Genomic DNA, 20,333 nt, shown 5'->3' with positions numbered 1-20,333 from the left:
GGCTTACTTGCTCAGGCCTGCATCTTTCAGGATTGCGTTAATGCGGGCACTTTCGCTTTGGATGAATGCGCCGAAAGGTTCTCCCGCCAGGAAATAGGCCTCCCAACCTTGCGTCTTCAGCACTGACTTCCAGGCGTCGCTGTCATTCAGTTTGGTAAAGCGCGCTACCCACTCTTTGTAGTTGGCTTCGGGCATGTCCACCGACCCCAGAATGCCGCGCCAGTTGGCGATTTCAACGTCGTACCCTGCTTCCTTGAATGTGGGCACGTCGGCCAGCGCCTTCATGCGCTCGGCCGTGGTAATGCCGAGGATGCGTATACGGCCATCCTTGGCGAATTGCTGGAACTCGGAAACGCCTGAAATACCCGCCTTGAGTGTTCCGTTGACGATGCCAATGACGGTATCCGCGCCCCCGGCCTGCGGAATGTAGTTCAGCGATGGCACAGGAACGCCCGCACTCTTGGCCAGCAAGGCCAGGGCGATATGGTCAACGCCCCCTGCCGACCCGCCGCCCACCGCGGTAGCGCCGGGATTTTGCTTGAGCGCCGACACGAACTCGCCCAGCGTTTTGTAGGGCGCGTCGGCCTTGACCGCCAGCACCAGATATTCTGCGGTCAGACGCGCAACAGGCTTGAATTTGCTGAGATCGACCGGCGACTTGTTCAGCGTGATGGACCCCACTGTAATAGCGCCAAACACGGCCAAGGCATCGGGCTTGCCTTGCTGCGAGCGCTGGAAATCGGCCAAGCCGATGGTACCGCCCGCGCCGCCCTTATTAGTGAAATTTACCGTGCCGGTATAAATGCCTGCTTTATTCATGGCCTGGAAGGCCTGCCGCCCGGTGCTGTCCCAGCCGCCACCAGGATTGGCGGGCAGCATGACGCTAACCTGTGCGTGCGCTGCGCCTGTGCACAATACCGCCGCGAGCGCCAACGATTTCAACCAATGGCCTACTTGCATTGTGATCTCCTCCGGGCCCGTGTGGCGGGCCATTGTTCTGGAATATTTGTCGGCAGAGTAAGCTGGCCTACAAGGCGTGTCAATGGCATTGATCTCCGGCGCGCCAGCCTCATGTCACGCAATTAAGCAAGCAGGTTCATGCACTTGCTGCCAGAACATCAAGATTGCGGTGCCCGTACGCAGCCTCGGCCATTGCCTCAAACCCGCGCGTGAGATCGGCGATCAGGTCAGCCGGGTCTTCAAGGCCGATATGCAGGCGCACGCCTGGGCCTGAGTAGGGCCATTGGGTGGTGGTGCGGCCAACGGGCGAGAATGGCAGCGCCAGGCTTTCATAGCCGCCCCATGACACCCCCAGGCCGAACAAAGCCAGGTTGTCGATGAATGCGTGCAGGGCCGGCTCTGGCACAGGCTTGAGCGCCATGGCAAACAGGCCAGGCGCGCCGGTGTAATCACGTTTCCACAGCGCGTGGCCAGGATGGCTGGGCAGGGCAGGATGCAGTACGCGCTCCACTTCGGGCCGGCTCTCAAGCCATTGCGCCACCTCAACCCCCGACGCCCAGTGCTGGCGCAGCCGCACGCCCATGGTACGCAGCCCGCGCAGCGCCAGAAACGCGTCATCGGGGCTGCACGTTTGACCATAGTCTTGCGAGCTTGCACGCACCAAGTCCCAGGTGGCGCGATTGCAGGTTGCCACACCGAGCATGGCATCGGAATGACCCACGATATATTTTGTGGCAGCCTGGATGGCCACATCGACGCCATGCTCGAATGCCTTGAAGAACAGCGGCGTCGCCCAAGTGTTGTCCATCACCACATAGGCGCCACACGCGTGCGCAGCCTGCGCAATGGCGGGTATGTCCTGCATCTCGAAGGTTTCGGAGCCGGGCGATTCGACAAACACGACGCGGGTGTTAGGCTGGATGAGCGCGGCAACACCTCCCGCTATGCGCGGATCGTAGCGTGTCACGCTAACACCGAAGCGCTGCAGCGTACGCGCCAGAAACTGCGTAGTGGCCGAATATACGCTGTCGGTCAGCAGCACATGATCGCCTGACGACACCAGCGCGGTGAGCACGTGCGCAACAGCGGCCAGCCCCGACGGATAAAGCAAGGAGCGGTAGCCGCCGCTGAGTTCCGAAATCGCCGATTGCAGGGCATGATGCGTGGCAGTTCCGAAACGGCCATAAATGCTGACGCCGAACTCGTCATCGGCCTGCCGGTGCTGCTTGTCGAGCCAATGTGCCATCGTGGGGCTGAGCAGCGTCGAGCCGCGCACAACAGGCGTATTGACGACGCCTTCAAACCGTTGGGGATCCCGACCGGCATTCACGAGCCGCGTGCATTCTTTCATGGCAGAACCTGTATGGTGTGGGCCGCGGGACGGCACCATGCCGGCCCGGCGAAAAGTACAAGTTCAGTATAGATGTGCGGCCTGGGTGATTTTTGTCAAAATACACTTGCCTGAACGCCGTTCGAAGAAAATTATTCCGCGATTGGAACGATATAAAAAAAATCATTCAACCATTGCTTCAGGCGCACGGAAACACGAGAAATCACATCCAGCGCGCGATCTTTTCTGTCCATTGCTTCGCGCGCAGAAACTCGTCAAAGCGCCATCACGCCGCGACGGTGATGCGCGCCATACGGGCGCGCCTCGATGCGAAGCCGCGGCGTATGCCTTGCTCGGTCACGCGGTGTAATCGAGCGGCAGCGCGGTGGTGAACTTGATTTGTTCCATCGCAAAGCTGGAGTTAATGTCCAGGTAGTCCATATCCCGGATCAACCGCTTGTACACGCCATCGTAGGCCTTGATATCAGGCACCACCACACGCAGCAGGTAATCGTTCTCGCCGCTCATGCGGTACAACTCGACGACCTCGGGCATGGCGGTGACAACGTCATTGAACTTCTTCAGCCACTTGTCGTTGTGCTGTTGCGTCCTGATTGCAACGAATACGGTGACCCCAACGTTGATCTTCTCAGCGTCCAGCAGCGTCACGCGTTTTTTGATCACGCCTTCTTTTTCCAAGCGCTGGATGCGCCGCCAGCATGGCGTGCTCGACAGATTTACGCGCTCGGACAACGACGCAATGGAAATCGTGGCGTCTTCCTGGAGTATCTTCAGTATCGCACGGTCGGTTTTGTCGATTTCAACCACAGTATCCTCGATGAAATGTATAAGCGACGAAGCCATCTATGGCACCCAGCCTCGTCATCAGACGCTTCAACTTGCCTATGTGGGGCAGGCCAGCCTGCGCTGCATAGGCGTATTTATGGCATTGTGCCGCTCGGGGCGATACAGGCAGATGCGGGCGATGTTGCTGCGGACTTTGCAAGAGATCAGGGTCATCGACATGGTTTCCAGACAGCACGGGCATCAGCGGCCACGATCGTCGCGCCGTTGATCATCAAAGGATTGACTTCGCATTCCTGCAGCCGTTCACCAAAATAAACGGCAAGCCGGCCCATGCGGCAGATAACGTCGACCAGGCCCTCCAGGTCGGCCGGCTGCCGGCCGCGATAACCGGTGAGAGTGGGATGCAGCCGCAGCGATGGCAAGGCACGCCGCACCTGCGCGGGGCCGGCGTCGGCAGGCAGCAGGCAAGTATCGCGGTGCAGTTCGACCAGCGTGCCGCCAAACCCGAAGGTAAGAAACGCGCCCAGCTGCGCATCCCAGTGTGTACCCACCAACAGTTCCGCTTCGGACGTAGCCATCCGCTGCACCAGGCAGCCATCGAACCGAGCACCCGGAACGCGAGCCGCCGCCCCGCGGATACGCTCGAAGCCTTCTTGCACGGCCTGGGCAGTGCGCACACCCACCAGCACGCCACCGATATCGCTTTTGTGGGTGATCTGCGGCGACACCACCTTCATCACCACCGGGTAGCCCAGGCTTTCCGCCGCCGCCACGGCATCCGGCGCCGACGTGGCGACCCGGCCCAGGGCGACAGGCACACCCGCCGCATGCAACAGCGCCTTGGTCTGCGGCTCGGACACAATGCCAGCGGGCAGCTTCGCCACCGTCTTTTCAAGTGCCTGCGCATCGAGCCGCGGCAACGACCCCGGGTTGGCCAAGTCGGCACAGTGGCTGGCGTAGCGGTAGCGATGGCGCAAATGCTGCGCGGCCTGCGGCAGGCTGGCGAAGTGGGCCAGCCCGCTCGCTTTGATCCGCGCCACGGCCTCGATGCCACAACTGCTCGCTGCGTTGATAAACACCAGCGGCTTGGCGCTGGCGTGCTGCGCCTGTACGAAGGCGTTGGCGACGCCCTCCATGTCGGGCTGCGTGGTCATCAGGTACAGGCCAGCATCCACCTGTGCATCGTCCATAACGGTGGCCAGCACGTCCTGGAGCCAACTATCGCTGTGCACCGTCTTCTGCAAGCTGCTTTGCACTGCGCCAATATCGAGGGGCAGCCTGGCCGTCGCCAACGAAGCGAGCCGACCAAGGGCCAGTGCGCCGGTGTCAGACAGTGTCGCTGCCATCAGGCCAGCGTCCTCAAGCGCATCCACAGCCAGCACTCCGCCGTCGCCCGAGCTGGAGAACACCGCAACGCGGGCGCCTCGCATGGGCCGGTGCGCATCCCACACGGCCGCCTCGGCCACTAGTTGCAGCGGGTCGTCGATGATGGTGGCGGCCTGGCCCTCGACCATGGCGCGAAAGGACTGATAGGCGCCCGCCATGCTGGCGGTGTGCGAATGCACGGCGCGGGCGCCTGACGACGTGCGCCCGGCCTTGGTGATCAGCACCGGCTTGCCTGCCCGCCTGGCGGCCTCGAGCAGCGCCTTGAACCGTGCGGGGTTCTTCAGGCCTTCGATATACAGCGCCATCACCTTGGTGTTGGCGTCCGCAATGGCGTATTCGAGAAAATCGCAGGTTTCCAGGTCAGCCTGATCGCCCAGCGACACGCAGAAACTGAAGCCTGCGCCGATATCGTAGGCGTGCGCCAGCATGGCGCCTGTCAGTGCCTCGCTCTGGCTGATCAGCGCAATATGGCCCTTGAGCATGGCATCGTCACGTATCAGGGCCAGCACACTGTCGCCCCATTTTGTAGAGTCGCCAGACGCGCCGATCACCGCCACCGAACGAGGATTGAGAATGCGTTCGATCTGATTGCACAGGACCATGACTGCCACGTTTCTGTATCGAGGGTGATGAAGATATGGCGTTGAACCCTGGTGGCACGCACGAGGAATAAAACGCCAGACCTTGTTACTGCCGAGGCAGTGCGGAATATATTTCCGCCCGTACTCCTGTAATACTAGAAGAAAAAATCACCTCAGCCCAGGCGATGATAAGTTTAATCCAGATTCCGGCGAAGCAGGGCATTTCACCGTCGCCGTTCTTGTTGCATCAAGGGCTCAATCAAGGTTGAAAAAGCATTGGCTGCCCGTCAGTGATTGGACGAACTTGTCGGCATGGATACGACCAGCCGCAATTCGAATCAGGCGCTTGTTGATAAGGTGCGGGCGCAGATCGGCGCTTACATCCGAAGCCAGCCTATACGCCGTATGCGCCGCGAGGATGCGGCGGCCGGCCTGAGCACCGAAAAAGCCACCGACATCACCCGCCTGGCGCGCGGCCTTGGCAATCAATCGTCATGGTAATGCCGGCGATGGCGGCGATAGCGGCGATCATCATCATAATCATCGTCATAGTAGCGGCGGCGCTCATAACGGCGATCATCGTCAGTCAGGATGTTGCCAAGCAGGCCGCCGGCCGCCGCGCCGCCCACCGTCGTCAGTGGGTCGCCTCCAGACAGCACCGCACCTGCGGCGCCGCCCAGGCCCGCGCCAATTACCGTATTGCTGGTCTTGCGGCTCTGCTGATGGTATGGGGCGCAGCCAGCCAGGGCAATCGCGATCACGCTCAATATGGTGACACGCCCCAGATTTTGTCGAATATTCATGCCGTGCTCCTGTTCAAATGGCATCGGCCTGAAGCGTAGGCCTTGTGGCAATCCGCCACAAGCGATTTCAGCGGGTTTGTAGCGCACTGAAAAAAGCCTGACACCAGCGCACGGCTTTGAAACGACTTTGTATCATTTCATGGCAATTTGATTACCAAATCATGCCCGTCAGGGCTTGATGTACGCGTAGCCCTCCTTGCCCTGCAATTCTGTGATGCGCACAACGCCCGAGGGCACGAACTCCGCCTCCATCACGAAGTCATCCTTGTTCAGGTTCTTGCGCTTCATTGTGATTTCGCACACTTCGAATGTCACACCACGCGCGGCCAGCCCCGCGATGAGCGGACCGACGGTGGCGGCATCCTTGTACTCGGTCTCCAGAAACTCGATGCCGTCCGCATGCGTCACCGCCACGATCTTTGTGTCCGGTGCGGTATCGAGTTGATTGCGCATATTGCGCAAGGCGGACAGCGCCTGGCTTTCCGCATCGTTGATGTGATAGATGACCTTGGCTTGGCCGGCGGCGCCCGCCCCCGGCGCCGCCGACGCAAACATGGGTGCGCCCGAGAGCGCCAGGCCCAGCGCAAATGCAAAAGAAGCGATCTTGTTCATATCAGGGCTTACTCCTGTAAAAGCAGCATTGCATCATGCAATGCCTTGATTGTTCTCCACGCCCTTGATCAAGGGTTCGTTCAGCGCGACGGCCGAGATGGTCTTTTTGTCGCGCAGATGGCGGGCCACGACATCCCAGATGGGCTCGCCCTGGACACCCTCCGCCACCGGCGCCCAGCCAGCCACCTTGTAGGTTTTGTCGGCCTCTATCGGCTTGCCATCCAGCCGCATATCGCTGATGCGCTGGCCCGCCTTCTGATGCGGATCAATCGCATACTGCAACCCGCCGACCCGCACCATATCCCCGCCCTGCTGATAATAGGGATCCGGGTTGAAGAGATTGTCCGCAACGTCTTCCAGCACCACTTTGATCTGACTGCCCGGCATCTCGGTGAGCGTCGTGTGGGGGTAGGTGATCGCAGTCTGGTCCATGAGGTGTTCCATGGTGATGTCCGATCCAGGGAGCAGACTGGTACCCCAGCGAAAACCGGGCGAGAACGCAATCTGCGCGTCCTTCTGTGCGATCAGCGCATCGAGAATCAGTTGATCGAAGGTGCCATTGAAATTGCCGCGCCTATACAGGAGGTCGTCGGTGACGGCCAGTTTTTCCGCCAGCTTGTCTGCAAACGGCGCACGCATCCTGCCGATCAGCGCGTCCATCTCAGGATCCGCATCCAGAAAGTTCGCGAACACCGGCAGGAGCTTGTAGCGGAAATCGGCGACCTTGCCATCTTTCACGTCAAAATCCAGCACACCCAAGAACTTGCCATTGCTCCCGGCATTGGTGACCAGCGTCTTGCCGCCTGTATTTTGCACAATGACCGGCTCGGGCACGCCATCGTGCGTATGCCCGCCCAGAATGGCGTCCAGGCCGCGCACCCTGGATGCCAGCTTCAGGTCCACGTCCATCCCGTTGTGAGACAGCAGCACCACCGCCTGTGCACCCTTGCCGCGCACTTCGTCGATGACCTCTTGCAGTTCGCTCTCCCGGATGCCGAAGGTCCAATCCGGCACCATATAGCCGGGATTGGCGATCGGCGTGTACGGAAATGCCTGCCCGATGATCGCCACCGGCACGCCATTCATCTCACGCAGCGAATACGAAGGGAATACCGGATCGCCGAAATCCGCCGTCTGGACGTTCTGTGCAATGAATTCGACCTTGCCCTTGAAGTCTTTGTCGATGATTTCCTCGACGCGCTCGGCGCCTAGCGTGAACTCCCAGTGCGCGGTCATGATGTCCACACCCAGCGCCAGGCAGGCATCCACCATATCCTGGCCGTCGGTCCATAGCGCGGTGGCCGACCCTTGCCAGGTATCGCCGCCGTCCAGCAGCAGCGCGCCCGGCCTGTCGGCCTTGAGCCGCTTGACCAGCGTGGCAAGGTGCGCGAATCCGCCTACCTTGCCGTACTGGCGGGCGGCATTGCTGAAATCCGCGCACGTAAAGGCATAGGCTTGTGCGCTGCCTGGCTTCACACCGTAGTGCGCCAGGAAATGATCACCCACCAAATGCGGCGGCCGATTCAGTGCGGCCCCCAAACCGATATTGACCCCAGGCTCGCGAAAGTAGATGGGGCGCAGCTGCGCGTGGCAGTCCGTAAAGTGCAGAAAATGCACATTGCCAAAGCGTGGCAGATCATAAAACCTGGCGGCAGCCGCCTCGGCCGCGCGTGCGGAATGAGAAAAGCTCATCCCGCCCGCGGCGGCAATACCAAGCACTTGCAGAAACTCACGACGGCTGATCATAACAACGACTTCCTGTGTATTGAATAAGGTCGAAGAAGGCCGGCGGCGCCGACCGGGCTGTCGTGCAACGCTCAGGGCTTGCTGGCCGTGCGCGGTGCATACTTGATGAGGCCCAGCACGTCTTCCTCGAACATCTCGCCGGGAATCACCTCAGCCACCCGGCCGTCCGCCTCGATGACATAAATATTGGGAATGACTTTCACCTTGCCCAGCACCGCGCGCAATGCCGGCGTTTCCATGGCGACTGGAAAGGTATAGGCATGCTTGCCCATGTAGTCCGCCGCGTCTTTGTCGACGCGGTCTATGCTTACGGTCAGGATCTCCAGCCCCGAACCCTGCGCGGCCTGCCAGAGCTTCTGCATGTATGGGTTCTGGCGCGCGCAATACGGGCACCATGACGCCCAGTACTCGACGATGACTGGCTTGCCCTTGAAATGCCCTGTCGGCAGCACCGTGCCATCTATCAGCCTGATTTCCGGCAGCGTGACCTGGTCACCAACCGTGACGGCGGCCCACGCCGGGGCCGTCACCAGGCTCACACCCAGCGCCAGCACCAGCGCAGGAACGCTCGCCGACCAACCTGATTTCCACATGCTCATATCGTGTCCGCGTGTCTGGCTATTGCGTGCCGCCATCCTTGTTTACGGGTGAAGCCGGGTCGAACAGCAAGGCCATGACATCCTTGATCTGCGCCTCGGTGAGGATCCCCGCGGCGCCAAAACGCGGCATCGTCGAACAGGCCGCATAAGAATGCGAGTTGTAGATCTTGTTCCAGGTGTACTGCACGATTTCCTTGGAAGATCCGCGCAGCTTGCCATAGTGCAGCAGCGAGGGGCCAATGTTGCCGAAAGATATTTCGGCCTTGGTCATTTGATGGCAGGCGTAGCAGTTGCCGCCATTGACGCCGCCCGGTTTGTCGCTGAACTGCAGCCCGCGCCCGTTCTGCGCAACCTTCTCGCCGGCCTTCCAATCGCCCATATACTGGCCATCGGCAGGCTGTTTCACAGACGCGAGCGCTTCTTTCGTAATCTTCGCAGCCTCTTCCTTTGACAGCGCAGTGCGTGTCATCTCCGCCTTCGAGCAGGCTTGCTGCATGGCCGACTGATCGAGCCTGTCCATGCCAGCAATGCCCTTGGGCTCAAACGATGCTTTGAGTACGGCCAGCACATCTTCGCGCGAGGTTCCCGTCACCGGCTCATCGGCATGCGCGGCGGGTGCCAAGCACAGCGTCGCGGCCAACGCGGCACACGGCATGATGTTGAATTTATTCATGAGTGCCCCCGCTTAACGTTTCAGACCGGGCGCATCCATATCGCCCCCGTTGGCATTAACCGCCAGAAACATCGACAGGTCGATGGACGCCTGCGAACCGTACTTTAGAAACGGCATGCGCTGCTGGCGCACACAGTCATTCAGGCGCCACTGCATAGAGCGCAGCGCACCCTGGGAGACTCTGTACGCGGGCCATGATGTATACGCCTCGCGCGCCGGTTCCGCTTTGGTCAGGTTGGGCAGTTCCTGCAGGCGAATGCGCTGGCCATCCACGCTGTGGCAAGACGCGCAAGAGAAGTCATACGGCCCGCCCCGGAAATAGAAAATCTGCTTGCCGCGTTCGTAGGCCGCTTTCTCTTGCGGATGGTCCTGCGGCACGGCGAGCGGCGTACCCCGCGACTGCCCGACCACATAACCTACCAGCGCCTCGAGGTCGGTCGCATAATCGCCACGGCCCGAGAATGGCTTCTTGATGAGATCCTTCTCGTTCATGCCCTGCAGCGTGGTCATGCAATGCACCAGCCGCGTTTCGAGATCCATGACACGCCCCGCATCATCGAAATAACGCGGAAGATGGGCATAGGCATCCTTGATCACGCCCGGCCCCATCCCCAAGTCACATTGTTCGAGCGACACTTTCTTGGGCCCGCGCTTCTCGGCCCACAGTTCCTCGCCCGTCATCTCGATGAGTTCGGCGGGGTTGCCGCCTTCGCCCAGCATTTCACGGTATTCCGCAATACCATCAGCGGTGCTCTGCGGCGCGGCGGCGGCGGGAGCGGCAAGCCCCACACCCGCGGCCAACGCCATCAATGCGGCGTTGCTCAGTTTCATGCGCATGTCTCCTACTCCCTGGTTTATGCCCCATTGCGCAGCTGCTTTTGTTTGTTGTCTACGCGGGCAGGTTCAGCTAGCGGATCTCTGTCGAGTCTGTACGGCTCTCGCCCTTGTTGTCGCGCCAGGAGATCGCCACCTTGTCGCCCTTTTTGCCACCCTTGAACTTGAACGACAGAAAAGGGTCGCGCGAGACCGCTGGCCCCCACTGCGCCGACAGCACGGTCTTGTCATTGCACTTTGCTTCGACCAAGTCGATGAAGTGGGCGGGCACGAGATTGCCTTCGCTATCCTTGCGCTGCCCCGTTTCCATGATGTGGCTCATCAATGCTTTCACTTCCGTGACGCCGTCTTTTTCTACCGCGCGTATGCGCATGGGTCTGGTTGCCATGATTGCTCCCCTATCCTCTGTATATATATAGATGCCTTTGGTGCGCCGCTCAGCCGCCGCAGCCGCCCAGCGTTACCTTGACTTCCTTGTGCACGGTATAAAACTTGCCGTCAGCCTTGACCAGCGCATAGATGTCGGACGTGCCGCCCATCTTGATGCGTGTCGCCACCTCGGGCATCGTGTCCGCGGCAAGCTCAAAATGTGCGCTGAGCGCGTTCGGGTTTTTGGGCACCAGGATTGATATCTGGGAGGTGCCTGGCAGGTCGCTGACCACGCTCACCGGCACCACCGCACCGTTCTCGGCGATATCGGGGGCCACAAGCTTGATCTTGTCGCTTTCGCCCGCCTGCCCGCCTCCGAACGCCTTCACCACGTCGTCCACCTTGGTGGCGGCAAAGGCATCCTTGTTCCACTCTTGCTGTACGGCCCAGGCCTGTTCGGGGCGCAATATGCCGGCGGTCACCGCCAGGCCCAGAACGGTGCCCAGCTTGAGTATGTTTCTACGCTGCTTATTCATGCGGTGTCTCCTCTGATCCTTCACATGCTGTATAGATTCAATATCGGGCGCGACGGCCCGCGGTTTTCCCGTGCGCCAGTCGCACATGCCTGTTCTTATTGCGCCGGTGCGGCGAGTATCCAGTCGACCATCTCTCTGGCCTTGTCGGCCGGCAGCGTCGGATGCGGGGGCATAGGCACGGCACCCCATACTCCCGAACCGCCCTTCAACACTTTTTCAGCCAGCTTCGGCGCGGCGTCGTCCTGGCCCTTGTACTTGCCGGCGATATCGGCAAAAGACGGCCCCAGAATCTTCTTGTCCTTGGCGTGGCAGGCCATACAGCCATTCTCCGTCAACAGAGCCAAGTCGCCGCCCGCGGCATCACCAGGCTGAGCGTCTTTCGCGCCGGCGGACGTCGGCGGCTGCGCCGCAGCCAGCGTGCCGCGCGCATGTTCACGCACCTGCTCCACATTCTGGTCCGACGTACCCGCCAGTGCGGGCGCGAGAGTGTTCACACCGCGAACCGGGCCCACGATACGCATCTGGGCCGCCAGGTTGCCGTGTGCGTCGCGCGCAACATCAGGCAGCGTCGAAGATGGCACCGTGCTCGCAGCGCAATCTTTCATACAGGCCGTATTCGCAGTGTCAGGCTTGCCATCAGCTGTCCACAGGCCTTCCCAGAACTGCATGCCATTACGGTTGGGCATGCTTTCCTGCACCTTGGCCATGTTCTGGTCGCTCAGCGTGAAATCTGACGGCACGATCTCGGCCAGGTTGAGTAGATAGGCCAGCACGGCATAGACCTCGTCCGGCTTGAGCGACTTGGGGTTGTCCCAGGGCATGGCCCGATGGATGTAATCCCACAGCGTGGAGACGGTCGACACTTTCATGAACGTGGTGCGCGAAGGGTGGCCGCCACCCTTCAGCGCTGCCACATTGCCGGTCTCGATGTCCTGGGGCGTAGTGCCACCCACCAGTGGGGTGAACACGGAATTGCTTTCACCGAAAGAGCCATGGCAGGCCGCGCAGGACGCATCCCAGATATCGGCCCCCTGATCGACCGTACCGCTGCCACGCGGCAGACCTTTGAAGTCAGGGCGCACGTCAATGTCCCAGGCCTTGATTTCCGCCTCGGTGGCGGGCCGGCCGATATTGAACGCTGCAGTGACCGCGGCGTCCGCATTAGGGGTGCCTGCATCGGGGACGCCCGCATTTGCGGCATGCGCAAGCGACGCAGGAACGCCGAGCGCCGAGCCCAGCACGCAGGTAAGCAACGCGCGATTAGTCCATCTGAACATTGAAGACCTCCCCGCTCTGCGCGACTTGCCACGACTGGATCGCATTGTTGTGATACGTGGAGCGCGTTCCCCGCACCTCGCGCAACTGCCGGTAGCGCGGCTGGACAAAGCCCGTGCTGTCAATGGCCCGGCTTTGCAGGATGGCTGGCCCGCCATCCCATACCCAATCAATATTGAAGCGTGTCAGGCATTTATCCAGGACAGGCGTCTCAAGGCGCGCAGTTTTCCATGTCTTGCCACCGTCGAAGGAAACATCCACCTGCTTGATCTTGCCCCGCCCAGACCAGGCCAGCCCGCTGACGTTGTAGTAGCCCTTGCCCATGAGTGCCTGGCCGCCCGACGGAGACGTGATGACAGACTTGCACTCCTGTATGGAGGTGTATTGCCTATGCATGCCGTCGGGCATCAGATCAGCGTAATGCGAGGTCTCATCCTTGGTATTCCAGGGCTTGTCGCCGACTTCGATGCGGCGCAGCCACTTGACCCATGAGACGCCCTGCACGCCAGGCACGACGAGGCGCAGCGGATAACCGTTTTCGGGCCGCAGCATCTCGCCATTCATGCCCCACGCCACCATGGCGTCATCCAGCGCGGCGTCCATCGAAATGGTGCGTGTCATGCTGGAGCCGTCGTTGCCCTCGGCAAGCACAAATCGTGCGTTCTTCAGGTCAGCGCCGCAATCGTCAAGCAGCACCTTGAGTGGCACGCCTGTGTACTCGCAACAGGACAGCATGCCGTGCGTGTACTGCACCGTGGGCACTGCGGCATTGCCCCATTCCATGCCGGTATTGGCGCCGCATTCGATGAAGTGGATGCGCGATACCGACGGCAGGCGCATCAGATCGTCCATGGTATAGACCTTGGCCTGTTTCACCATGCCGTTGACCATTAACCTGTGCTGCTCAGGGTCCACATCCACCCAGCCCTGATGATGGCGCTCGAAGTGCAGGCCCGAGGGCGTGATGATGCCAAAGAAACCCTGCAGCGGCGCAAATGCCACCGATGCCTGGGGCGTCTGGGTAAGCCCCGGCGATTGCCTGCGCTGCAGGTTGGCCTCAAAGGGCGAAGGCCGGCCGTAGGGGTGGAAGGCCACTGGGTTGCCAAGCTTGGTACTCCAGGGGCGCGGCTCCAGAATCATGGGATCGCCGGCCGCAGCACCCGCAGCTTGCGCAAGCGCGGGTGTCGTCGCGGCCGCGGCGGCCGCAAGAAAGCTGCGCCGTAGAAAATCTCGGCGAACATCGTCCACACCTTTGGCGTTGATTTCAGTAGCCAGGCTGTCGGGAACGAAATTCTCCGGCGCCTTTCTGAGGCGGCCAATAGGAACTGGCCGCTTGTCTCCTCTCCGATTCACTCGATGCTCCCGGATGAGTTGTCAACTGCTTTATTAATATATGCACATAACTTTTAGATATAAACAAGGGATATCCCTGCATATCCGGCATGGAAACTTTTGCAGTATCAAATTTCCAATGCCTATAAAGTTTATGCATTAAAGATTAAGTAGGCATTAAGTGACTTGGGGAGTCATCCAAGGCTGCGCCGCCGAAGCGGACGACGTCGCATCGCCCCGGCGGCGCGCAGGCCGCCCCCGGTTTGCGGGAAGGCTGCGGACGCACTTATGTCAGCATGTCGTCCCAGATGGCATGCGCCCAATCGAAGGCTTGCTCACCTTCCCGAGCCGAAGGCGCCGGCGAAACGCTGCCCGCGCCCGGCACGGGCAGCATGGTGCGCTGTTCGGCGCTGTAGCGGTGCATACTCGCGACATGCATGGCCTGCCGCGCATCCACGAAGCTGTAGCAAGTGCTGTCATAGCCGGGATCGTCATTGACCTTGCCGCCCAGCAGCAGGGCGGCGACGGCGGCCGCGCACGTCTTGCCATGTTGCCAAGCCATATGGCCGGCCTTGGGCATGACCGGCGCGATCTGTATGGCATCGCCCAGCACATGAATGCGCGGCTCGACGATGGATGAAAACGTCAGGAAATCCACCTCGCACCAGCGCTCATTGGCGGTGGCCAACCCCGCCTGCACAGCGATGTCGCCCGCACGCATAGGCGGCAGCACATTGACCACATCGCCTTGCTCTTCTTCGCCCAATTCAAAGATCACTGTACGCGTGTTCGCATCCACGTCCACAGCCTTGAAGGCGGGAAAGTATTCAATCATGCCTGCATAGCGATCATCCCATGCCGCCCGGAACTGCGCGGCCTCGGCGGTGAGGTCTGCGTTCGCATCGAATATATGGACTTTGGCGCGCGGCTTGTGCTGCTTGAAATAGGACGCCACGAGGCATGCGCGCTCATACGGGGCGGGTGGGCAACGGTAAGGGGCCTCTGGGATGGCAATGATGAAGCGGCCGCCGTCGGGCATCGCCTCGAGCTGATCGCGCAGCAGCTGCGTCTGCGGCCCTGCCTGCCAAGCGTGCGGCATGGCGCGGCGGGCCGCGTCGGACGCAAGGCCGGGTATGTCTTCCAACATGAAACCGATGCCGGGGGCCAGTATCAGCCTGTCCCATTGCATGGCGTCGCCCTGCGCCAGCAACAAGCGGCGTCTGTCGGCATCGACACCCACAGCGCGGTCACGCACGTGCCTGACGTCGTGTCGGGCCAGGCCATCATAGCCGCGCGAGATATCCGCCATTGCCAGGCGGCCTTCAAGCACCAGATTGGACATCGGGCAGGAAACGAACGCTGCGGCCGGCTCGACCAGTGTTACCCGCAGCTTGCCCTTGCTGAGCAAGCGCAGGTATTTCGCGGCCGTGGCACCGCCGAAACCGCCGCCCACAACCACAACATGCGGCTGTGCCGCTGTACGCGCGCCCGAGATCATGGGCATGGCCAGCGCCGCGGCGCCGGTGGCTGCCTTCAGAAACGAACGGCGCTTCATGCCCGCGCGCGGCTCTCCCGCCGCCTCGTTGAACGCCATCGACATTGCGCTCCTCCTTGAGTTTGCCGTGGTGTATGCCAAGGGCATAGCCGCGCCCGGTATTGAATCGCCTTGTGCGCATGGTTTGGGCTCTCGGCACAGCGACATGATGGGAACAAGCAGCGCGGATTGCAAGCCAAGTGTGGAATGAGGATCTGTCTGCCCAATCCCATACCTTAAAAGTATGGTTCGTGACCAAATCCATATTAGACCCTGTGCGACGTCGTACCTATACTCCGACTCTACAACAGACATATACCGGAGCCCGCGCAGCATCCCGCACAGAAGCATTATGAAAGCCACCATCATCAGCGTCAGCACACATATACTCGACATCCCCACCATCAGGCCGCACAAACTCTCGGTTGCAACGATGGAGCACCAAAGCATGGTGCTCGTGCGCATCAAAAACTCCGACGGCCTGGAAGGCATCGGCGAGGCCACGACAATAGGCGGGCTGAACTATGGTGCGGAAAGCCCTGAAAGCATCAAGGCGAACATCGATACCTACTTCGCCCCTGTGCTGGTGGGGAGCCCGTCCTACAACCCGGCCGCCCTGCGCAACCGGCTCGACAAGGTGGTCAAGGCCAACCACTTTGCCAAGAGCGCTGTGGAAACTGCACTCTATGACCTGCTCGGCAAGCGGCTGGGCGTGCCCGTCAGCACCTTGCTGGGCGGTGCCGTCCATGAAAAACTCGACGTGGCCTGGACGCTGGCCAGCGGCGACACGCAGCGGGACATTGCCGAAGCCCGGCAGTTACTTGAGCGCCGACGCCATACGATCTTCAAGTTGAAGATCGGCCTGCGGCCGCTGCGTGAGGATATCGAGCATTGCGCCGCCATCAAGGCTGCGTTGGGTGACGATGTCAGTGTCCGTGTCGATGTGAACCAGGGATGGACCGAAACGCAGGCCCAACAGGCACTGCGGTCAATGGCCAACGCAGGCATCGACCTCATCGAGCAACCGATTGCTGAAAAAAACCTCAACGGCATGCGGCGCCTGACGGCGCTGGGGATACTGCCCATCATGGCCGACGAGGCCTTGAAGGGCCCCGAAGACGGCTTGACGCTGGCCACAGGCGAGTGCGCCAATGTCTATGCCATCAAGATCGAACAGGCCGGCGGTTTGCGCGCCGCACAGAAGCTGATTGGCATTGCGCAGGCGGCGGGCATCACGCTGTATGGGGGCACCATGCTCGAAGGGCCGATTTCCACCATCGCCTCCGCGCACGTATTTGCTACAGTGAACAGCTTCGAATGGGGCACAGAACTCTTCGGGCCGCTGCTCATGAAAGACAGCATCCTCACCGAACCGCTGGACTACAGCGAGTTCACGCTTACGCTGCCGCGAAACCCCGGCTTGGGCATCGCACTGGACGAAGACAAGGTAAAGCACTACCTGCGCGGCTGATCCCGCAGGCGCCTGCACAGGCGCCTCCTATCCTCCAAATAAAAAAACGCCTTCTTCAGCATGAAGAAGGCGCTCCTTTCGCTTCAACGCACTGTGCGGAACCGGACACCGTTCGGGTTCGGTCGCGCATATAAGCGCCCGATCAGCCCTGAAGGAACGAACGCAAGGACTGGTTGAACGGCTCAGGCGCTTCTACATTCGAGAGATGCGATGCCGGCATGTCTACCCGCTTTGCACCCGTCACCTGCTGCGCGATGAAGTCCGCATCGGCAGGCGTGGTGACCGGATCCAAGGCGCCCGCGATAACCAGTGTTGGCACGGAAATGCGTGCGATATCCGCGCGCAGATCGGCGACGGCGAGCGCATCGCAACATGCAGCATAGCCCTCGGGCGACACGCCGCGCAGAACAGCCAGCATGCCGGCAATGACAGGGGACTGCGTCGCCACGAACCCGGGGGTGAACCAGCGAGGCAGCGTGTTGTCGGCCACAGGGCCGATACCCTGTGCGCGAACAAGCGCGGCACGATCACGCCAGCCCTGCTCATTGCCGACGCGTGCGGCGGTATTGGCCACCACCAGCCTCGACAACCGATCAGGCGCGTAGATGCCAAGCCACTGGCCAATCAAGCCGCCCATAGATATCCCGCAAAAGGCCGCCTGACCAATGCCAAGATGATCAAGCAGCCCCAGCACATCGCGCCCCAGAAGCTCGAGCGAGTACGGCCCAGCCGGCGCACCGGACTGGCCGTGCCCCCGCGTATCGTAGGTGAGCAGTTGGAACTCGTCCTGCAAGACAGCCTGTGACGCCCACATGGACTGGTCGGCACCCAGCGAATTTGAGAACACCAGAACGGGCGCGCCAGCCGGCCCCCGCAGCGTATAGGCGCACTGCGCGCCGTTGATCATGGCTGAAGTCATGCGACAAGCTCCGGAGTAAAGGCCGGCCGCATCATATCGCGGAGGGGTGGCGGCACAGCGCTGTTACTTTGATATCCATGTAGGGAAAGAGCGGCAGGCCGCTCAGCAGGGCATGCAACTCGTCATTGCTGTCGACGTCGAAAATGCTGACGTTCTTGTACTCGCCCACAATACGCCAGATGTGCGGCCATTTTCCGGCGCGCTGCAGATCCTGCGAATACGCCTTTTCCCGCGCCTTGATGTCGTCTGCCTGGGACGCCGGCATATCGGCGGGAAGATTGACCGTCATTTCAACCATGAACAACATTTTCTGTCTGCCTTATGGGTTACGCGTTACGGGTTGCGGAGGGTTACGGGTTGCGGGTTGGGGTTGCGGGCATGCCCGCGGGCGTGCCGCTTCATTGAAGCACAGCACGCGCCGCGCTTCCATCAATTGATGGAAATCCCCGTTTCCTTGATGATCTTCTGCCACTTGCCGGTTTCGTCAGCCAGATAGGTCTTCAGCTCGGCGGGCGTACTGCCGATGCGTTCCGCACCAATGGTAGCAAACACCTTTTTTACGCGCTCGTTGTCCATGGCTTTAAGCATGGCCTGGTTGAGCTTCTCGATGACCTGCGGCGGCGTACCCGCTGGCGCGAAGGCGGCGAACCAGGGCGTGAGCTCGTAGCCCGGCAAACCGCTTTCGGCCATGGTGGGCACATCGGGCAGGGCCGATGACCGCTTGGCCGTGGTGATGGCCAACGCCTTCAGGCGGCCCGATTCAATATAGGGCTTGGATGAGGTGATGCTGTCGAACATGTAATCCACCTGGCCTCCCACCAGATCGGAAACAGCGGGGCCGCTACCCTTGTAGGGCACGTGCAGCATGTCCAGCTTGCTCATGTAAGTGAACAGGGCGCCCGCCAGGTGAATGGACGTACCCACACCCGCCGATGCATAGGTGTACTGCCCCGGCTTTGCCTTCGCCTGCTGCATCACGTCCTGCAGCGCGTTCACATCCGCGCGGCTTGCTTGGGTAACGAGAATATTGGGGACTGCCGCCAGCAGCGAAATGGGCTCGAAATCCTTGATCGGGTCGTAGTTCAATGCTTTATAGAGTGAGGAGTTCACCGCCATGCCATTGGCGGCGATCATGATGGTATAGCCATCGGGCGCTGCTTTGGCGACGTAGCTGGCGCCGATATTGCCACCGGCGCCCGGCTTGTTTTCAACCACCACACTCTGGCCGAGTTCCTTGCTCATCGTTTCGCCGATCACGCGCGCGATAGCGTCCATGGCGCCACCCGGCGGAAAGGGCACAATCCACGAAATGGTGTGGTCAGGATAGTTTGCCGCGTCGGCGGCATACGCAGACGGTTGTGCCAGCGCGGCCATCGCAGCCGCCAAGGCAAACAGCGACAGGTGGCGACGCGCCTTGCCGATAATGGTTTTCACCGTCTCCTGAGAACGAATAATGCTCACAACTCTCTCCTTTCGTGGTGCGCATATGATGGAGCGCAACATCGCTGCCCTGGTTCTGCGACGACCGGCAGTACGTACTCGCCCCATATAAATACGTTGCAGATGTGTTGCGGATTATCCGCATGCGTCCGGGCGATGTCTAAGACTATATTGGTTATCATTGATACCTATCGGGTATGGATTATGGACCTCAGGCAGATACGATACTTTCAGTGCGTTGCCGACGAGCTCAGCTTCACGCGGGCGGCTCAGGTGCTGCACATGGCGCAACCCCCGCTCAGCCGGCAGATCAAAATGCTCGAAGAAACCCTGGGCGTAGACCTGTTCGAACGCGTCGGCCGCGGCATCCGGCTGACCGAAGCGGGCCGCTACTTCCGCGACCAAACCGAGCTCATCACGCAAAAGCTCGAAGAAACCGTGCAGGCCACCCAGCGCATCGGCCGCCACCAACGGCCGCGACTTGGGGTAGGCTTCGTGCCCTCAACCCTGTATGGCTATATGCCCGCATTCATTCGCGAGCTGCGCAGCTTGGATCCCGATGCCGAAATCAGCTTTGTCGAAATGATCACGCTTGAGCAGTTCAATGCGCTCAAAACCGGACGCATCGATATTGGCATCGGCCGCATGCTGCTCGAAGACGACGAAATCGAACGCCTCGTGCTGTGGGAAGAGCCGCTTGCGCTGGCCATACCCGCCACCCACCGCTGGGTGCGCCGCAAGCACGTGTCTGCGGGCGAAATCCAGAGCGAACCCTTGATCCTGTACCCCGCGCGCCCCCGCCCCAGCTACGCAGACCACATCCTGGCCCTGTTCCAGAAACACGGGTGCAAGCCGCATATCGCCCAAGAAGTAAACGAGCTGCAGACCGCCATCGGCTTTGTCGCCGCCGGCATGGGCGTGGCCATCGTCCCCGACGGCGTGCGCGCCCTGCACCGCGAAGACGTCCGCTACGTGCCGGTGCGCGATGCGGATTTCACCTCACCCATCATGCTCAGCTGGCGCCGCAACGACAATGCGCCCTTCCTGCAGTCAGTGCTGGCGCTGGCACGCCGCACCAAGCGAGGTGCGGCCTAACATCGCACATTGGCTGCGGCCGCGCCTGAGC

21 protein-coding genes are annotated in these 20,333 nt (G+C 61.0%); 3 read left to right on the top strand and 18 right to left on the bottom strand.

The genetic code is table 11. The features are described from left to right. Positions 1-3: 3 nt before the first annotated feature. From LOL23_RS05180 to LOL23_RS05165, 4 genes are all read right to left on the bottom strand, one after another. Positions 4-960: a Bug family tripartite tricarboxylate transporter substrate binding protein gene (locus LOL23_RS05180; protein ID WP_160978464.1), complete on the bottom strand. Its 957-nt coding sequence runs from the start codon at positions 958-960 to the stop codon at positions 4-6. A 136-nt stretch (positions 961-1,096) separates the two neighbouring features. Next, positions 1,097-2,311 carry a cystathionine beta-lyase gene (metC, locus tag LOL23_RS05175; protein WP_160978466.1) on the bottom strand — a complete coding sequence of 405 codons (1,215 nt, stop codon included), beginning with the start codon at positions 2,309-2,311 and terminating at the stop codon, positions 1,097-1,099. Between the two features lie 336 nt (positions 2,312-2,647). After that, on the bottom strand, positions 2,648-3,109 hold the full coding sequence (locus LOL23_RS05170) for an Lrp/AsnC family transcriptional regulator (protein ID WP_160978658.1): 462 nt from the start codon (positions 3,107-3,109) through the stop codon (positions 2,648-2,650). 197 nt (positions 3,110-3,306) lie between these two features. Beyond that, positions 3,307-5,085: an acetate--CoA ligase family protein gene (locus LOL23_RS05165; protein ID WP_237173327.1), complete on the bottom strand. Its 1,779-nt coding sequence runs from the start codon at positions 5,083-5,085 to the stop codon at positions 3,307-3,309. A gap of 291 nt (positions 5,086-5,376) precedes the next feature. Here LOL23_RS05165 and LOL23_RS05160 point away from each other — a divergent pair, with 291 nt between their 5' ends. After that, positions 5,377-5,565 carry a hypothetical protein gene (locus LOL23_RS05160; RefSeq protein WP_237173247.1) on the top strand — a complete coding sequence of 63 codons (189 nt, stop codon included), beginning with the start codon at positions 5,377-5,379 and terminating at the stop codon, positions 5,563-5,565. On the opposite strand, the gene LOL23_RS05155 is transcribed toward LOL23_RS05160, so the two are convergent. The 11 genes from LOL23_RS05155 to LOL23_RS05105 form a co-directional block, all read right to left on the bottom strand. Next, entirely contained in the window at positions 5,550-5,867 is a 318-nt protein-coding gene (locus LOL23_RS05155) for a YMGG-like glycine zipper-containing protein (RefSeq protein ID WP_160978472.1), read from the bottom strand. The two genes, LOL23_RS05160 and LOL23_RS05155, sit on opposite strands and share 16 nt — an antisense overlap. Before the next feature lie 168 nt (positions 5,868-6,035). Further along, positions 6,036-6,479, bottom strand: a complete 444-nt coding sequence (locus LOL23_RS05150) for a DsrE family protein (RefSeq protein WP_160978474.1) — start codon at positions 6,477-6,479, stop codon at positions 6,036-6,038. Between the two features lie 33 nt (positions 6,480-6,512). Then, positions 6,513-8,222, bottom strand: coding sequence for a thiosulfohydrolase SoxB (gene soxB, locus LOL23_RS05145; protein ID WP_160978660.1), 1,710 nt, complete (start codon positions 8,220-8,222; stop codon positions 6,513-6,515). Between the two features lie 74 nt (positions 8,223-8,296). Then, complete coding sequence (locus tag LOL23_RS05140; RefSeq protein ID WP_160978476.1) at positions 8,297-8,818, bottom strand: TlpA disulfide reductase family protein; 522 nt, start codon at positions 8,816-8,818, stop codon at positions 8,297-8,299. A gap of 25 nt (positions 8,819-8,843) precedes the next feature. Further along, positions 8,844-9,497, bottom strand: a complete 654-nt coding sequence (soxX, locus tag LOL23_RS05135; protein ID WP_160978478.1) for a sulfur oxidation c-type cytochrome SoxX — start codon at positions 9,495-9,497, stop codon at positions 8,844-8,846. Between the two features lie 12 nt (positions 9,498-9,509). Beyond that, positions 9,510-10,334 (bottom strand): sulfur oxidation c-type cytochrome SoxA, encoded by an 825-nt coding sequence (soxA, locus tag LOL23_RS05130; protein ID WP_202411663.1) that lies wholly within the window; start codon positions 10,332-10,334, stop codon positions 9,510-9,512. A 70-nt stretch (positions 10,335-10,404) separates the two neighbouring features. Continuing rightward, positions 10,405-10,719 (bottom strand): thiosulfate oxidation carrier complex protein SoxZ, encoded by a 315-nt coding sequence (soxZ, locus tag LOL23_RS05125; protein ID WP_160978480.1) that lies wholly within the window; start codon positions 10,717-10,719, stop codon positions 10,405-10,407. 49 nt (positions 10,720-10,768) lie between these two features. Beyond that, the gene (gene soxY / locus LOL23_RS05120; RefSeq protein WP_160978482.1) at positions 10,769-11,236 is read right to left on the bottom strand and encodes a thiosulfate oxidation carrier protein SoxY; all 468 of its coding nucleotides are present in this window, start codon (positions 11,234-11,236) and stop codon (positions 10,769-10,771) included. Positions 11,237-11,331: 95 nt separating this feature from the next. After that, positions 11,332-12,513, bottom strand: coding sequence for a c-type cytochrome (locus tag LOL23_RS05115; protein ID WP_237173246.1), 1,182 nt, complete (start codon positions 12,511-12,513; stop codon positions 11,332-11,334). Continuing rightward, positions 12,497-13,864 carry a sulfite dehydrogenase gene (gene soxC / locus LOL23_RS05110; RefSeq protein ID WP_160978486.1) on the bottom strand — a complete coding sequence of 456 codons (1,368 nt, stop codon included), beginning with the start codon at positions 13,862-13,864 and terminating at the stop codon, positions 12,497-12,499. Before soxC ends, LOL23_RS05115 begins: the two co-directional genes overlap by 17 nt. 265 nt (positions 13,865-14,129) lie before the next feature. Continuing rightward, the gene (locus tag LOL23_RS05105; protein ID WP_237173326.1) at positions 14,130-15,398 is read right to left on the bottom strand and encodes an NAD(P)/FAD-dependent oxidoreductase; all 1,269 of its coding nucleotides are present in this window, start codon (positions 15,396-15,398) and stop codon (positions 14,130-14,132) included. Between the two features lie 331 nt (positions 15,399-15,729). On the opposite strand from LOL23_RS05105, the gene LOL23_RS05100 reads away from it, so the two are divergent. Further along, on the top strand, positions 15,730-16,848 hold the full coding sequence (locus tag LOL23_RS05100) for a muconate/chloromuconate family cycloisomerase (RefSeq protein ID WP_237173245.1): 1,119 nt from the start codon (positions 15,730-15,732) through the stop codon (positions 16,846-16,848). Between the two features lie 142 nt (positions 16,849-16,990). Here LOL23_RS05100 and pcaD read toward each other — a convergent pair whose 3' ends face one another. From pcaD to LOL23_RS05085, 3 genes are all read right to left on the bottom strand, one after another. Beyond that, on the bottom strand, positions 16,991-17,767 hold the full coding sequence (gene pcaD / locus LOL23_RS05095) for a 3-oxoadipate enol-lactonase (protein WP_160978490.1): 777 nt from the start codon (positions 17,765-17,767) through the stop codon (positions 16,991-16,993). 31 nt (positions 17,768-17,798) lie between these two features. Next, positions 17,799-18,074, bottom strand: coding sequence for a muconolactone Delta-isomerase (catC, locus tag LOL23_RS05090; RefSeq protein WP_160978492.1), 276 nt, complete (start codon positions 18,072-18,074; stop codon positions 17,799-17,801). A gap of 122 nt (positions 18,075-18,196) precedes the next feature. Then, a complete protein-coding gene (locus LOL23_RS05085; protein WP_160978666.1) occupies positions 18,197-19,141 on the bottom strand; it encodes a Bug family tripartite tricarboxylate transporter substrate binding protein in 945 nt (314 codons plus the stop codon). A gap of 222 nt (positions 19,142-19,363) precedes the next feature. Here LOL23_RS05085 and LOL23_RS05080 point away from each other — a divergent pair, with 222 nt between their 5' ends. Beyond that, positions 19,364-20,302 carry a LysR family transcriptional regulator gene (locus tag LOL23_RS05080; protein WP_369414093.1) on the top strand — a complete coding sequence of 313 codons (939 nt, stop codon included), beginning with the start codon at positions 19,364-19,366 and terminating at the stop codon, positions 20,300-20,302. The last annotated feature ends 31 nt before the right edge of the window (positions 20,303-20,333 follow it).

The sequence above is a fragment of the Paracandidimonas lactea genome (genome assembly GCF_021653995.1).
Taxonomy (GTDB): Bacteria; Pseudomonadota; Gammaproteobacteria; order Burkholderiales; family Burkholderiaceae_B; genus Allopusillimonas; species Allopusillimonas lactea.
This window is presented reverse-complemented; position numbering and strand designations above follow the sequence as displayed.

Excerpts from the sequence above, each read along its gene's own strand:
- LOL23_RS05180 (WP_160978464.1), bottom strand. The coding sequence starts at position 960 with ATGCAAGTAGGCCATTGGTTGAAATCGTTGGCGCTCGCGGCGGTATTG.
- metC (WP_160978466.1), bottom strand. The coding sequence starts at position 2,311 with ATGAAAGAATGCACGCGGCTCGTGAATGCCGGTCGGGATCCCCAACGG.
- LOL23_RS05165 (WP_237173327.1), bottom strand. The coding sequence starts at position 5,085 with ATGGTCCTGTGCAATCAGATCGAACGCATTCTCAATCCTCGTTCGGTG.
- LOL23_RS05160 (WP_237173247.1), top strand. The coding sequence starts at position 5,377 with ATGGATACGACCAGCCGCAATTCGAATCAGGCGCTTGTTGATAAGGTG.
- LOL23_RS05155 (WP_160978472.1), bottom strand. The coding sequence starts at position 5,867 with ATGAATATTCGACAAAATCTGGGGCGTGTCACCATATTGAGCGTGATC.
- LOL23_RS05150 (WP_160978474.1), bottom strand. The coding sequence starts at position 6,479 with ATGAACAAGATCGCTTCTTTTGCATTTGCGCTGGGCCTGGCGCTCTCG.
- LOL23_RS05140 (WP_160978476.1), bottom strand. The coding sequence starts at position 8,818 with ATGTGGAAATCAGGTTGGTCGGCGAGCGTTCCTGCGCTGGTGCTGGCG.
- soxX (WP_160978478.1), bottom strand. The coding sequence starts at position 9,497 with ATGAATAAATTCAACATCATGCCGTGTGCCGCGTTGGCCGCGACGCTG.
- soxA (WP_202411663.1), bottom strand. The coding sequence starts at position 10,334 with ATGCGCATGAAACTGAGCAACGCCGCATTGATGGCGTTGGCCGCGGGT.
- soxZ (WP_160978480.1), bottom strand. The coding sequence starts at position 10,719 with ATGGCAACCAGACCCATGCGCATACGCGCGGTAGAAAAAGACGGCGTC.
- soxY (WP_160978482.1), bottom strand. The coding sequence starts at position 11,236 with ATGAATAAGCAGCGTAGAAACATACTCAAGCTGGGCACCGTTCTGGGC.
- LOL23_RS05115 (WP_237173246.1), bottom strand. The coding sequence starts at position 12,513 with ATGTTCAGATGGACTAATCGCGCGTTGCTTACCTGCGTGCTGGGCTCG.
- LOL23_RS05105 (WP_237173326.1), bottom strand. The coding sequence starts at position 15,398 with ATGAAGCGCCGTTCGTTTCTGAAGGCAGCCACCGGCGCCGCGGCGCTG.
- LOL23_RS05100 (WP_237173245.1), top strand. The coding sequence starts at position 15,730 with ATGAAAGCCACCATCATCAGCGTCAGCACACATATACTCGACATCCCC.
- pcaD (WP_160978490.1), bottom strand. The coding sequence starts at position 17,767 with ATGACTTCAGCCATGATCAACGGCGCGCAGTGCGCCTATACGCTGCGG.
- catC (WP_160978492.1), bottom strand. The coding sequence starts at position 18,074 with ATGTTGTTCATGGTTGAAATGACGGTCAATCTTCCCGCCGATATGCCG.
- LOL23_RS05085 (WP_160978666.1), bottom strand. The coding sequence starts at position 19,141 with ATGGCCGCGCTGGCACAACCGTCTGCGTATGCCGCCGACGCGGCAAAC.
- LOL23_RS05080 (WP_369414093.1), top strand. The coding sequence starts at position 19,364 with ATGTCTAAGACTATATTGGTTATCATTGATACCTATCGGGTATGGATT.